The organism is Mesorhizobium sp. B2-6-4 (genome assembly GCF_006441495.1).
Taxonomy (GTDB): domain Bacteria; phylum Pseudomonadota; class Alphaproteobacteria; order Rhizobiales; family Rhizobiaceae; genus Mesorhizobium.
Window position 1 is genome coordinate 223871 of the sequence record NZ_VFUE01000012.1, and the last position, 12156, is coordinate 236026.

At 63.1% G+C, this 12156-nt stretch carries 12 protein-coding genes, 2 tRNA genes and 1 pseudogene; 6 read left to right on the forward strand and 9 right to left on the reverse strand.

Annotated elements, in window-relative coordinates:
• Nucleotides 1-138 precede the first annotated feature (138 nt).
• Together FJ426_RS18650 and FJ426_RS18655 are read left to right on the forward strand one after the other, a co-directional pair.
• Nucleotides 139-684: an SIS domain-containing protein gene (locus FJ426_RS18650; RefSeq protein WP_140515824.1), complete on the forward strand. Its 546-nt coding sequence runs from the start codon at nucleotides 139-141 to the stop codon at nucleotides 682-684.
• 4 nt (nucleotides 685-688) lie between these two features.
• Nucleotides 689-1432: a creatininase family protein gene (locus FJ426_RS18655; RefSeq protein WP_140515756.1), complete on the forward strand. Its 744-nt coding sequence runs from the start codon at nucleotides 689-691 to the stop codon at nucleotides 1430-1432.
• A gap of 47 nt (nucleotides 1433-1479) precedes the next feature.
• On the opposite strand, the gene FJ426_RS18660 is transcribed toward FJ426_RS18655, so the two are convergent.
• From FJ426_RS18660 to FJ426_RS18670, 3 genes are all read right to left on the reverse strand, one after another.
• Nucleotides 1480-2397 (reverse strand): carbohydrate ABC transporter permease, encoded by a 918-nt coding sequence (locus FJ426_RS18660; RefSeq protein WP_140515758.1) that lies wholly within the window; start codon nucleotides 2395-2397, stop codon nucleotides 1480-1482.
• Nucleotides 2398-2410: 13 nt separating this feature from the next.
• A complete protein-coding gene (locus tag FJ426_RS18665) occupies nucleotides 2411-3532 on the reverse strand; it encodes a sugar ABC transporter permease (RefSeq protein ID WP_140521848.1) in 1122 nt (373 codons plus the stop codon).
• Nucleotides 3533-3629: 97 nt separating this feature from the next.
• Nucleotides 3630-5294 (reverse strand): sugar ABC transporter substrate-binding protein, encoded by a 1665-nt coding sequence (locus tag FJ426_RS18670; RefSeq protein WP_140493924.1) that lies wholly within the window; start codon nucleotides 5292-5294, stop codon nucleotides 3630-3632.
• A 289-nt stretch (nucleotides 5295-5583) separates the two neighbouring features.
• On the opposite strand from FJ426_RS18670, the gene ugpC reads away from it, so the two are divergent.
• From ugpC to rbsK, 3 genes are read left to right on the forward strand one after another with little or no spacing between them, the layout of a single operon-like run.
• The gene (gene ugpC, locus FJ426_RS18675; protein WP_140515762.1) at nucleotides 5584-6633 is read left to right on the forward strand and encodes a sn-glycerol-3-phosphate ABC transporter ATP-binding protein UgpC; all 1050 of its coding nucleotides are present in this window, start codon (nucleotides 5584-5586) and stop codon (nucleotides 6631-6633) included.
• Between the two features lie 27 nt (nucleotides 6634-6660).
• Nucleotides 6661-7113: an RbsD/FucU family protein gene (locus FJ426_RS18680; RefSeq protein ID WP_140515764.1), complete on the forward strand. Its 453-nt coding sequence runs from the start codon at nucleotides 6661-6663 to the stop codon at nucleotides 7111-7113.
• A gap of 4 nt (nucleotides 7114-7117) precedes the next feature.
• Nucleotides 7118-8047, forward strand: a complete 930-nt coding sequence (gene rbsK / locus FJ426_RS18685) for a ribokinase (protein ID WP_140560598.1) — start codon at nucleotides 7118-7120, stop codon at nucleotides 8045-8047.
• A 25-nt stretch (nucleotides 8048-8072) separates the two neighbouring features.
• Here rbsK and FJ426_RS18690 read toward each other — a convergent pair.
• Nucleotides 8073-8148: transfer RNA gene (locus tag FJ426_RS18690), tRNA-Val, on the reverse strand.
• A 216-nt stretch (nucleotides 8149-8364) separates the two neighbouring features.
• Here FJ426_RS18690 and FJ426_RS18695 point away from each other — a divergent pair.
• Nucleotides 8365-8441 (forward strand) — tRNA-Asp (locus tag FJ426_RS18695).
• Between the two features lie 189 nt (nucleotides 8442-8630).
• Here the strand turns inward: FJ426_RS18695 and FJ426_RS18700 are convergent.
• The 5 genes and pseudogenes from FJ426_RS18700 to FJ426_RS18720 all read right to left on the reverse strand — a co-directional run.
• A pseudogene (locus FJ426_RS18700) lies at nucleotides 8631-9045 on the reverse strand (methyltransferase); the annotation flags it as partial.
• 368 nt (nucleotides 9046-9413) lie between these two features.
• The gene (locus FJ426_RS18705; protein ID WP_140493912.1) at nucleotides 9414-9617 is read right to left on the reverse strand and encodes a CsbD family protein; all 204 of its coding nucleotides are present in this window, start codon (nucleotides 9615-9617) and stop codon (nucleotides 9414-9416) included.
• Nucleotides 9618-9774: 157 nt separating this feature from the next.
• The gene (locus FJ426_RS18710; protein WP_140560599.1) at nucleotides 9775-10560 is read right to left on the reverse strand and encodes an SDR family NAD(P)-dependent oxidoreductase; all 786 of its coding nucleotides are present in this window, start codon (nucleotides 10558-10560) and stop codon (nucleotides 9775-9777) included.
• Nucleotides 10557-11552 (reverse strand): ABC transporter permease, encoded by a 996-nt coding sequence (locus FJ426_RS18715; protein ID WP_140493908.1) that lies wholly within the window; start codon nucleotides 11550-11552, stop codon nucleotides 10557-10559. The genes FJ426_RS18710 and FJ426_RS18715 overlap by 4 nt, the downstream gene beginning before the upstream one ends.
• Before the next feature lie 105 nt (nucleotides 11553-11657).
• Nucleotides 11658-12156 (reverse strand): substrate-binding domain-containing protein (locus tag FJ426_RS18720; RefSeq protein WP_140825487.1); only part of this gene is annotated, 499 nt, incomplete at its 5' end.

Below are 12156 nucleotides of genomic sequence, written 5' to 3' on the forward strand. Positions count from 1 at the left end.
GGGGCGTTGGACACGGATTTTGGCGGTGATAGCATGAATAAAAACAAGCTGTTCGGGGAGAGACGTGACCGGGAATTTCCACTCTTCTTCGACCTCGGATCGTTGGACGGCACCGTCGTGAGCGATGGGGGCTCGCAGATGTTCAGGACCGCTCTGGACGAGCTCGGCACTGTGCTGGCGCGCGTCGACGACGGCCGGATCGATGCCGCCTGCGAGATGCTTGCAGGAGCACGGCAGATCGTCGTCTACGGCTGCGGCCGCGAGGCCTTGCAGGTCAAGGGCTTCGCCATGCGGCTCCATCATCTGGGCCTGCCGGTGTCGGTGGTCGGTGACATGACCACGCCGCCCGTGGCGCAGGGCGATGTCTTCCTGGTCAGTTCCGGGCCTGGAGAAACCGCGACCGTGCTAACCCTGATGCAGGTGGCGCGCCAGGCCGGCGCGACGGTTCTGCTTCTGACCGCTCAGCCCGGCGGCAGTGCAGCGCGCTTGGCCGACTTCACGCTGCTCGTGCCGGCGCAGACCATGGCCGACGACCAGGGTCCGCAAAAAACATCGGTCCTGCCGATGGGATCGGTGTTCGAAGGCGCGCTGTTCCTGCTGTTCGAGGTCATGGTGCTGAAACTCAGGGGTCTGACCGCGGCCTCGCCGGAGGCGATGCGGGCCCGTCACACCAATATGGAGTAGTGCGATGCGCTACGAGTTGATGCTGCCGCACCAGATCCGCAAGGCGATCGCCCAGAACTGGCCGATCGCCCTGCCGCTCGGCGTGCTCGAATACCATGGCGAGCACATGGCGGTCGGCATGGACACGCTGGCGGTCGTCAAGACGCTGGAGCTGTTTGAGAAGGAGCGGGAGATCGTCATCCTGCCGCCCTTCTACTACGGCGCGGCGAGCTACGCCGTGGCGCCGCCGGAGGGCACAGGCTCGGTGCAGGTTGGCGGCAATCAACTGGCGCCCTTCGCGGAGGAACTGTTCTACAGCCTGCTGCGCATCGGTTTTCGCAACATCCACGCCATAATCCACCACCAGACCGAGAATTTCGCCGCCGGCATGCCGACCGATCTCGCCTTCAAGGCCGCCGGACGTCAGGCGATCTTCCGCTTCCTTGAGAAGGAACGAGGCGAAGGCTGGTGGGGCTCCGAGGCTATGGCCGCCTACTATGCCGAGCATGCCGAGGGCAGCAATTTTTTCAACTGGGTGCAGGTGCATCCGCTGATGCCGGCCGAGATGAACGGCAAGTACCCGTTCGATCATGCCGGGATCGGCGAGACTTCGCTGATGCTGGCGCTATGCCCTGAGGCTGTCGATGCCGGCCATTTCGCCGACAATACGAGCTGGTATACGGCCAGTGCTCCGGATGCCTCGGCTGCGCTCGGAGCAGAGGGCGTTGCCATGATCATGGATCACCTGCGCACGATCCTGAGGGGCTAGCGCGGTTCTTCCTTCTCCCTTGTGGGAGAAGGTAAGGACGGCGCCGCCTATTTCACCGCTCCCGCGGTCATACCCATGATCAGGTAGCGCTCCAGCGCGATGCCGATGACGGCCAAGGGCGCGATTGCCGCCGTGGCAAGCGCTGCCATCGACCACCAGTTGATGCCTTGCGAACCGGTCTGGCTCGCCACCATGACCGGAATTGTCTTGGCGTCGGTCGAGGTCAAAAGGGCGGCGAAGAAATACTCGTTCCAGCACAGCACCATCGCCAGGATGAAAGCCGCGACCATGCCGGGCAGGGCAATCGGCATGACGATGCGAAAGAACGCGCCCCAGATCGACAACCCGTCGACGAGGGCCGCTTCCTCGAGCTCGACCGGGATGGAATTGAACTGGTCGCGCATGATCCAGATGACGATCGGCAGCACCATCAGCGTGTAGAGCAGGATCAGCCCGATGCGCGTGTCGAGCAGTCCGACTTCGCGGTAAAGCACCAGGAACGGCAGTGCGAGCACGACCGGCGGCAGGATGAGTTGCGACAGGAAGAAGAAGGAAATGTCCTCGTTCTTGAACCAGGCGAAGTGATAGCGGTAGCGCGTGAGGCCGTAGGCGGCGAGGCTGCCGATGACGATGGCGAGGCTCGACGCGCCGACCGAAGTGATGACCGAATTCATGAAGCGCTTGAAGAATTCGTCGCGGACGGTCGACGTCTGGAAGATCGAATCCGGCGACAGGCCAAGCGATCGCCAGCCCTTCCAGTCCGGCTGGAAGTCGACGAAGGGGATCAGATGCCCCTGGGTCACGTCTACCGCCGACTTGAACGAGGTCGTGATCGTCCAGTAGATCGGAAAGAGGCAGATGAAGGCCCAGAACACAAGCGCGCCATAGATGAAGACGCGGCTGGTGATGAAGCTCGCCGGTGAGCGGATTTCGGAGACGGTATAGTCGGTGGTCTGAACGCTCATGATCCCTGCCGCACTAGTTCACATTGCGCACGAAGCGGTTTGCGACCTTCAGCAGCCAGGTCACGAACACCACGATGATGACGAGATAGGCCATCGCCAGCATCGTGCCGTAGCCGACATTGGAACGGTCCCGGTACTCGCGATAAATAAAGCTCGACACGGAATCGGTGGCGCCGCCCGGACCACCCGAGGTGACCGTGATGATGATGTCTGCCAGTTTCAGCTTGAAGATGATGCGCAACACGACGGCGGTCACCGACACCGGCAGCATCAGCGGGAAGGTGACCTGCCAGAAGGTTTGCCAGGCCGTGGCGCCGTCGACGCGCGCGGCCTCCAGCACCTCGCGCGACATCGCCTGCAGGCCGGCAAGCAGCATGATCATCATGAAGGGGATGAAGGTCCAGGCGTCGAGCATCATGATCGAGATACGGGCGGTGATCGGGTTGGAGAAGAAAGCGGGGTTGTCCCAGCCGAGGTGGCGGGCCAGCGTCGCCGCCGGCCCGAACCGGTACTCCATCAGCGATTTGCCAATCATCCACGAGACCGCGACCGGCGACAGCATCAGCGGCATCAGGAAGACGACGCGGAAGAATTTGCGCGCCCGGATCTGCGCGTTGAGCAGCAGCGCCAGGCCGAAGGCGATGACATATTCGACCAGCACCGCCAGCACATAGAGCACCATGTTGAACAGCGCGTTGCGATAATAGGGATCGCCGAGCATCTGCCAGAAATTGTCGAGCCCGTTGAACTTGCGGCCCGAGAATGAACTCAGGTTCCAGTCGGTCAGCGCGATGTAGAAGCCGAATAGGGTCGGGAAGATCACCATGGCGATGGTGAACAGCAGCGCCGGCAGCAGGAACAGCGCCCGCTGGCCGTCTTCGCCGCGCGTCAGCACCTGGCCGACGCCGAGCGCCACGCCCCACAGCACATAGGCGTAGACCACGGGCCGCCATGTCTCGAAGCCGATCGTGTCGACCTCGCTCTTGTAGAGGATTTGCACCAGGATCGTTGCCAGAAGCCCGAGCGTCGCGACGGCCATCAGGGCCCAACCAAGCCGTTTGCGGCCGGGCGGGATCAGATCGGTCGGTACGGAATTTGCCGGCCACGCATTCGTGGTCGAAGTCTGGTCAGCCACGCCTCTTGCCTCTTTTGCGCAAATGACCGGCCGAAGCCGGCCAAGATACGGCCCGGCGACGATGTTCCGCCGGGCCGTGATCCATCATAACGCCTGCCTACAGGCCGAGCGAGGCCTTGTAGAGCTTGATCTGGTTGTCGCGGCCGATCTGGTCGGTCAGCTTCTCCCAGGCCGCGGCAATGGCGTCTGCGCCCTCCTGCGCCTTCATCTTGCCGGCGAAGGTGTTGGCCAGAATGTCCTCAGCGGCTGAATAGTATTGGAAGATGCCGGGAATGCGTGGCTCGATCGCCGCGTTCGGGTGGTTGTAGCTGTCCGATTCCGACTTGAGATAGGAGGTGATGAAGGCTTCGTCATAGCCCGCCGCCACCCACTCCGGAATGTCGAAATGTGAGTTGCGGTAGGGCTGGAAGCCGGACGGGTACATCGCCGTCCAGATCGACAGGTCCTTGCCGCCGAGATGGGCGGCGGCGGACCATGCCGCCTTCTTCTTCTTCTCGTCGCTATCGACGCGGGCCATGACGTATACGCCCCAGCCGAGATAGGCGCAGTTCGGCGCATAGTTCGGTCCGCTGGCGAGTTTGTCCCACTGCCCGGTCTTGGAGTTGTAGACATCGTCGGAGCCGGGCAGGATCGAGAAGCCGGTGACGTCGCCCACGACGGAGGAGTCGTTGGTCTTGACGTTCGAGCCGACATCGCCCCACCAGGTGACCATCGAGCCGGTGCCGGCCAGGAACTGCTGGAAGGCGGTGGTGTTTGGATCGGCGTTGATCTGGTCGGCAGGCTCCGAAGGCAGCGCGTCGATCACGTCCTGTATGGCGCGCACCCAGGCCGGATTGTTGATGCGCGGCTTCATCGTGTCGGCGTCGAACAGCCAGGCCTTGTCGTCGGGGTGCTTGGCGTAGGCGGTGGCGCGGCTGCCGAGGAAATAGAAGCCGAATCCGCCCCAGGGTTTCGGCGCGTCGAGATAGCCGTAGACGTCCTGACCCTTGACCTGCTTGCCCTTGAGGAACTTGGTGACCGCCTGGACCTGCTGCCAGGTCTTCGGCACGCCCCATTCACCGCCGCCGCCGCCGTCCTTCCAGGCCTTGGCGAGGTCGGCATCGGAAAACACATCGGTGCGGTAATTGAAATTATGCGCGTCGCCGTCGACGGTCACGCGGTACTGCTTGCCGTTCCAGGTGCCGACAGGCGGCTTCAGATAGTTGACGAGGTCGTCGAAATCGATCTGGGTCTTGACCCAGTCGGGCATCTCGGACGTGAGGCCCTTGCCGCAGACGTCGCCCTCGAACGGCGCGCCCATCTCGATGATGTCGAAGTCGACCGTGCCGGTGGCGATCGACTGCTGCAGGCGGGCATTGTAGTCGGCCTGCGCCAGATCGATCCAGTTGATCTTGGCGCCGGTATAGGTTTCCCAGGGCTTCAGGAAGCCGCGGAATAGCACATTGTGCAGGTTCTGGTTGTTGAGACCCATGAAGGTAAGCTCGACGCCGGCGAATTCGCCTTCCTTGACATTGGCCTTGGTCGCCTCGAGACAGAGCTCGCCGACCTTCTGGAAGTCGGCGTCGGTCGGCTGACCCTTGCCCACGCCGGGGATCTGCAGGATTTTCGAGCGCAGCTCACTGGCGGCGGAGGCCGGGCGCGTGAGGGCGCCGAGCCCGGCGCCGGATGCGGCAGCGATCGCGGCCATCGAGGCCGCGCCCTTCAATATGTCGCGTCGGGTTGCCCCCGCGCGGACCAGCGTTTCGTAGAGACCTGTTTTCATCGATGTTCCTCCCAGAATATCTGTTGTGAATGCGGCCAAATTTCTCAGGCGCTGGAGCGCCAAACGATTCTCCCGGTTCGGAAACGAACGATGCAGGACCCCACCTGCTCGATTGAAGTTCCGTTTTTTTGGTTCGGGCAACCGGTATTCGGACCAGCGCCCGTCACTATTCTCGCAACCAAACGCCGTGTCAACGAGACCGGGTTTTTGTCGGGAAGAGACCGGCTTGCCCTGGCAGGTCGCGTTGGTTAGCTTCTGCGCATACGGCAATGGAGCCGATGGGGGAGATATGGCTCAAGTCGCGATCAGCAAAGTGGCCAAGGCGTTTGGAACCGTCAAGGTTCTGCACGAAGTCAGCGTCGATATATCTGACGGCCAATTCGTGGTGCTGGTCGGTCCTTCGGGTTGCGGCAAGTCCACGCTGCTGAGAATGGTGGCGGGGCTGGAGACCGTCTCCGGCGGCACGATCGCCATCGGCGACCGTGTGGTCAACCACTTGCCGCCGGCCAAGCGCGACATCGCCATGGTGTTCCAGAACTATGCGCTCTATCCGCACAAGACAGTCGAGCAGAACATGGCCTTTGCGCTCAAGCTGCGCAAAACCGATCCGGCCGTGGTTGCCGAGCGGGTCAAGCGCGCCGCCGACATCCTCGACCTCAACCCTTATCTGAAACGCTATCCCCGGCAGCTTTCCGGCGGCCAGCGCCAGCGCGTCGCCATGGGCCGCGCCATCGTGCGCAACCCGCAGGTGTTCCTGTTTGACGAGCCGCTCTCAAATCTCGACGCCAAGCTGCGTGTGCAGATGCGCACCGAGATCAAGGAACTGCACCAGCGGCTGAAGACCACCACCATCTATGTCACGCATGACCAGATCGAAGCCATGACCATGGCCGACAAGATCGTGGTGATGCGCGACGGCCGCATTGAACAGGTCGGCGCACCGCTGGAACTGTTCGACCGGCCTGCCAACTTGTTTGTCGCCGGCTTCATTGGCTCTCCGTCGATGAACCTGCTCAAGGGCGTCGCGCGCAAGGGCGGTGTCGACATCGCCGGCGCTCTGTTCCCGGTCGCGCCCGGCAGCGCTGCGGAGGAAGGGCGCGCCGTCGTCTATGGCGTGCGGCCGGAGCATCTCGAGATTCATGCCGATGGCGTGCCTGCCAAGATTTCGGTGGTCGAGCCGACTGGCTCGGAAACCCTGGTCTTCCTGCGTTTCGGGGACGGCGAGATGGTGGCGCTGTTCCGCGAACGCCACGACTTCAAGCCCGGCGATACGCTCAAGCTCAGGCCGCGGCTCGACCACATCCATCTGTTCGATGCCGAGACCGGCAAGCGTCTCTGATCTCAAACTCATTTCACGAGGAATATCATGCTCAAAGGGATCAATCCGCTACTCAATGCCGACGTGCTCCAGGCATTGCGGGCGATGGGACACGGCGACGACCTGATTATCGCCGACACCAACTTCCCCTCCGATTCGGTGGCGCGCCAGACGGCGCTCGGGCGGCTGCTGCGCATCGACGCGCCGGCGGCGCAAGTCGTGAAGGCGGTGCTGTCGCTCTACCCGCTGGATACCTTCGTCGACGATTCAGCCGCGCGCATGGAGATCGTCGGCAAGCCGGACGAGATCCCGCCCGTTCAGCAGGAAGTGCAAAAGGAGATCGACGCCGCCGAGGGCAAGCCATGGCCGATGCTGCCGGTCGAGCGCTACGCTTTCTACGAGCGCGCCAAGCAGGCTTACTGCGTCATCCAGACCGGCGAGCGCCGGTTCTACGGCTGTTTTGCCTTCCGCAAGGGCGTGGTCCCGCCGGATGCGGAGTAGCGGCATGCTGGCCGGCAAGCCGATCGTCATCCTCGGAGTCTTCGTCGCCGACACGGCCTATCGCGCCGCGCGGCAGCCGCGCATGGGCGAGACGATCCTTGGAACGTCCTTCACCCTCGGTCCCGGCGGCAAGGGTTCGAACCAGGCGGTTGCGGCCGGTAAGCTCGGCGCCGAAGCAACCTTCCTCACGCGCCTCGGCGTCGATGCCTTCGCCGACATGGCCAAGCGCACCTGGAAGGACGCCGGCGTGAAGAATGCCGTGATCGACACGCCCGACAGCTATACGGGCGCTGCCTATATTTTCGTCGAGGAGGGCACCGGCAATAACGCCATCATCGTCAGCCCCGGCGCGGCGATGCTGATCTCGCCCGACGACATCGAGGCCAATGCCGCCCTGATTCGTGGTGCCGGCGTCTTCGTGACGCAACTCGAACAGCCCATCGAGGCGGCGCTGCGGGCGTTGGAGATCGCGCGCGGGGCAGGGGTGACGACCATCCTCAACCCGGCTCCGGCGGCCAGGCTCCCCGACCGCATCTATTCGCTCTGCGACTACCTCACGCCCAACGAGACCGAGACGGAGGAGTTGACCGGCACGAAGGTCGCCTCGGTCGATGACGCCCGCGCAGCCGCCGGCAAGCTGCTCGAAAAGGGCGCCGGCGCCGTCATCGTCACGTTGGGAGAGAAAGGCGCATTGCTGCACACGAGGGATCGGTCCGAACATGTCGCCGCCGTCAGCGCCGGCCCGGTGGTCGAGACCACGGGAGCCGGCGATGCCTTCAATGGCGGCCTGGCCGTCGCGCTGTCGCGTGGGATGGAGCCCCTGCAAGCCGTGCGCTTTGCTTGCGCCGTTGCGGGCATTTCGGTGACGAAGCCAGGCACCGCGCCGTCCATGCCGGACTTGCACGAGGTCGAGGCGCTGCTGGCAAGGGGCTGAGGCGTTTGAATGAAAGGCGCCTGAATGGTGGGCGATGACGGGCTCGAACCGCCGACATCTTCGGTGTAAACGAAGCGCTCTACCAACTGAGCTAATCGCCCGCTCCGGGCCGGACCTTTAAGCGGTCGGGGCCAGCTTCGCAAGGCCAAATGAGCGTGGGACGCCGTCGTTGCGGGCCGTATTTGCGAACAACACGCCGGCTGTCAAAAAACCTTCTCCAGTTTGATGTTATGATGGTTTCGTGCGCTTGACACCCGGTGGCGAACCCCTTATCCAGCGCCCAACGACGAACACGGCTGACACGTGCTCGTCAATGCGCGGGTGTAGCTCAGTTGGTTAGAGTGCCGGCCTGTCACGCCGGAGGTCGCGGGTTCGAGCCCCGTCACTCGCGCCATTTCTCCTAGGGGAAACAAACCCTTGGCTTGGGAGAAATGTCGACGTCGAATGTCAAAATGTCTTCTTGCCGGGGATAACCCAGACCTTGTGGATCTGGGACGTGGCTCCGCGCGCCGAACCGCGGCTGCTTGTTAAAAACATCCACACAGTGAAAGCGTTTCCGGACGATCAAGGCGGCAAGAGCCAATCACCTTGTCGCCGTATGAGCTGTGATGATCCACGCGCGCGAGTGAAAGAGTACGCCCTCGCTGGTCATATGCGCCTCCAGTAGATCGCGCAGCCGCAGCAATGCCTTGTCGGCCGTCTCATCGGTTCGCGCGAGCGCGTCCTTTACAAGTTAAAGGTTGATGATCGCATCAAACGCTCTATCGACGTCTGGCCCATAGAAGACCGGTTCCCGCACGTCGATGAAATCGATCGAAACAAAGCCTGCCGTGCCCAGAAGTTCTGTAGCGAGGGTGGGATCGCCAAGTGAATACGGCTTGCGGGCATCTGCGGAAACCGCAGTTCCCCGGGGCCAAGGCTTGCCGAATGGCACCAGACCACTCGTTATTCTCCTGATTCTGCCACACCATCCACGCAAGGCGCGCGCCCGGGCCGAGCGGAGGTGGCCGGCGCCCTTTTTTGGGGGCGGGTGGGGTAAACCCGACTTGCAGGACGCCGGCCAGGCGGGTTGGGGTCCGCCAGGAAGTATAATGCCAGAAAACCTTATGGTTCGATATTCCGCGATAACGGAACATCTGTGCCACATGGGCGAGTTCCAGCCGATCTCAAGGGCCTATGATCCGGCTGCTCATCCACCGGCGTAGGTAGCGCATATCGGCTTTCTGGCCGCAGATCTTGCAGGTGTAGACGTTGTGCCTTTTTGCGCGCCGAGTGCCATCATGCGGACGGCCGGGAGGGGCGGGGAGCCCGTCGACCGTAGGCATAGCGGCTCTCGGGAAGACGCCTTTTATGGCAGCTCTGCTATCTACCAGCCCTGCCGACTATACCAGTCGTCGACGTCTCGGCGTACGCGATCCTTCTCGATGCCGTAGCGTTCCTGGATAATGCCCTCAAGCTGATCGCGTTTGCCGGCGATGCGGTCGAGATCATCATCAGTGAGCTTCCCCCACTGCTCCTTGACTTTACCCTTGACCTGCTTCCAATTTCCTTCGACGCGGTTCCAATCCATTGTGGCTATCTCCTGAATCACACATGGAAGAACGGGTGTATCGCCATGAGGTTCCGGTGGGCCAAATCCCCGCCGATCACCGCCAGCGGGAACGCTGCGGCTGCGCTTGGCATCAGTGACGATGTGCGCCGGCTTCTTGTTTCCCCTCACGCGTTGTTCACGGCGGCGCCAGCCTGAAGTCGCTCCCCTCTGGCAGCAATTGCCCGCCATCGACGACAATCGTGGTGCCGGTGATGTAGCTGGCATCGTCGGAGGCCAGGAACAGGAAGGCATTGGCGACGTCGCGCGGGCTGCCCAGCCGGCCGAGCGGAATGGCGTCTTCCATGTTCTTGATGAAGGCAGCACCCCGGTGAAGCTCCATTCCCTCGGTGAGGATGTTGCCGGGTTCGACGCCGTTGACGGTTATGCCGTAGCCGGCGAATTCGAGCGCCGCCGAACGGATCAGCCCGTTTATGCCTGCCTTGGTCGCGGAATAGTGGCCGTGGCCGGGACTGGTGACGTGCGGGCCGGTGATCGAGGAGGTGAACAGCATGCGCCCGCGGCGCTGCGCCTTCATCGGCACCAGTGCGGCCCGGGCGGCATTGAAACTGCCGCGCAGATTGACCGCCATGACGCGATCCCAGTCGTCCGGGCTGGTGTTCTCCAGCAATTGCCAGGGATAAATGCCGGCGTTCTGGACGATGATGTCGAGGCGGCCGTGGCGCGTGAGCGCCAGCGCGACGGCGGCCTCGACATCGGCCAAAAGCGAGATGTCCGTACCGATGAAGGCGGCGTCAAGTTCACTGGCGGTCGCTCGCCCCCCCTCGAGCTCGGTGTCGGCAAGCACAAGCCTGGCGCCTTCTTCGGCGAAACGTTGGGCGATGCCCTTGCCGATGCCGCGCGCGGCGCCGACGATCAGCGCCACTTTGCCCGACAGTCTTCCGGTCTCTGCCCCTACGGTCATGCGAGCCTCTGGCGAATGGTTTGCTTGAAGGCGTCGAGCAGAACCGCCGCCAGCACCAGCAGGCCGTGAATGACCTGGGTGAAGTTGGCGGGCAGGCCCATCAGATTGATCGCCGTGTTGATTGCCGACAAAAGCAGCACGCCGGCATAGACGCCGGGTAAGGTGCCGACGCCGCCCTTCAGGCTGACGCCGCCGATGACGACGGCGGCAAAGGCGTTGAACAGCAGGCCGACGCCGAGATTGGCGGTGGCGCCCGATGTGCGGATGGCGAGCAGCCAGCCGGCAAGGCCGGCTATGGCGCCGGCAAGCACGAAGGCGATGATCAGGTTGCGGTTGACGCGAATGCCGGCGCGGAAGGTCGCTGTCTCGTTGCCGCCGATCATCACCAGATGCCTGCCGAAAGGCGTCTTGGCCATGATCAGCGAGAAGACGACGAAGCAGGCGATCGCGATCCAGGCGGTGAGCGGCAGGCCGATCAGCCGCTGGATGCCGAACCAGCGGATGGCAGGCGCCAGATCCTGCGCCGAGCGGCCGCCCGAAATGACCAGCACCAGGCCGCGCACCCAGATGTAGGAGGCCAGCGTGATGATGAAGGCGCTCATCTTGACCTTGACGACCAGGAATCCGTTGAAGGCGCCGATGACGCCGCCGACGGCAAGCGCCAGCAGCAGCGAGACCGGCACCATCAGCCAGTCCGGATGCAACTGCACGCCGATGCCGATGCCCGAAGAGCAGAACAGGATGCCGACCGCCATGGCGCTGAGCGCGGCCACCGATTCGACCGACAGGTCCATGTGCCCGGCGATGATGACCAGCGCCAGGCCGATCGACATCACGCCCAGCACGCTGGAGGCTTCGATGATGTTGGCGAAAATACCGAGCTGGAAATAATTGGGAATGAAAAGGGAGAACACCACCAGCACGAAGACCAGCATGAACCAGACAAGATTATCGAGGACGAACTCGAGGATTTGACGGGTGCGGGGGCTCATGGGCTGATCCGGTTTGGGTTCGAATGCCGCGGCGGCTCTATGCCGGGCAATTCTGCCGGGCAGGGCGGCTCCGGGCGGGTGGCCCGGAGCCGTTCTGGGGAAGGTTTATTCGACGGGCTTAACGGTGTCCGTCGGCGGCTTCTGGTTGCCCCAGAAGGCTGGATTGTCGACGTTCTCCTTGGTGATCGCGGCACCCGGGATCTTGATGTTCGGGCCCCAGGCCTCCTTGGTCACCACTGATTTCAGCCCAAGCACGTCATAGTCGCCGGGCTTGATTTCCTGCTTGTTGACGACCTTGTCCATGAACATGGCGACGGCCGCGGCCTGCGCGTAGAGCGGCTGTTCGACTTCGACGTTGAGCCAGCCCTTGCGGATCAGGTCGAGGCCGACCGGCGCGCCGTTCGAACTCATCAGCATGACGTCGCCCGGCTTCTTGCCGGCGGCCTCGAGCGAGGCGACGGCGGCGACCGAAAGATGCGCGGCGTGGCTGAAGATCAGGTCGATGTCGGGGTTGGCAAGCATCTGGTCGGCGACGATGGTGCCGGCGTTGCTGGCCTCCCATTGCATGGCCGGCAGCGAGATGATCTTGACGTCCGGGAACGCC

Bases quoted from the DNA above. Each gene is read 5' to 3' on its own strand.
- FJ426_RS18650 (WP_140515824.1), top strand. From the start codon at position 139: ATGTTCAGGACCGCTCTGGACGAGCTCGGCACTGTGCTGGCGCGCGTC.
- FJ426_RS18655 (WP_140515756.1), top strand. From the start codon at position 689: ATGCGCTACGAGTTGATGCTGCCGCACCAGATCCGCAAGGCGATCGCC.
- FJ426_RS18660 (WP_140515758.1), bottom strand. From the start codon at position 2,397: ATGAGCGTTCAGACCACCGACTATACCGTCTCCGAAATCCGCTCACCG.
- FJ426_RS18670 (WP_140493924.1), bottom strand. From the start codon at position 5,294: ATGAAAACAGGTCTCTACGAAACGCTGGTCCGCGCGGGGGCAACCCGA.
- ugpC (WP_140515762.1), top strand. From the start codon at position 5,584: ATGGCTCAAGTCGCGATCAGCAAAGTGGCCAAGGCGTTTGGAACCGTC.
- FJ426_RS18680 (WP_140515764.1), top strand. From the start codon at position 6,661: ATGCTCAAAGGGATCAATCCGCTACTCAATGCCGACGTGCTCCAGGCA.
- rbsK (WP_140560598.1), top strand. From the start codon at position 7,118: ATGCTGGCCGGCAAGCCGATCGTCATCCTCGGAGTCTTCGTCGCCGAC.
- FJ426_RS18705 (WP_140493912.1), bottom strand. From the start codon at position 9,617: ATGGATTGGAACCGCGTCGAAGGAAATTGGAAGCAGGTCAAGGGTAAA.
- FJ426_RS18710 (WP_140560599.1), bottom strand. From the start codon at position 10,560: ATGACCGTAGGGGCAGAGACCGGAAGACTGTCGGGCAAAGTGGCGCTG.
- FJ426_RS18715 (WP_140493908.1), bottom strand. From the start codon at position 11,552: ATGAGCCCCCGCACCCGTCAAATCCTCGAGTTCGTCCTCGATAATCTT.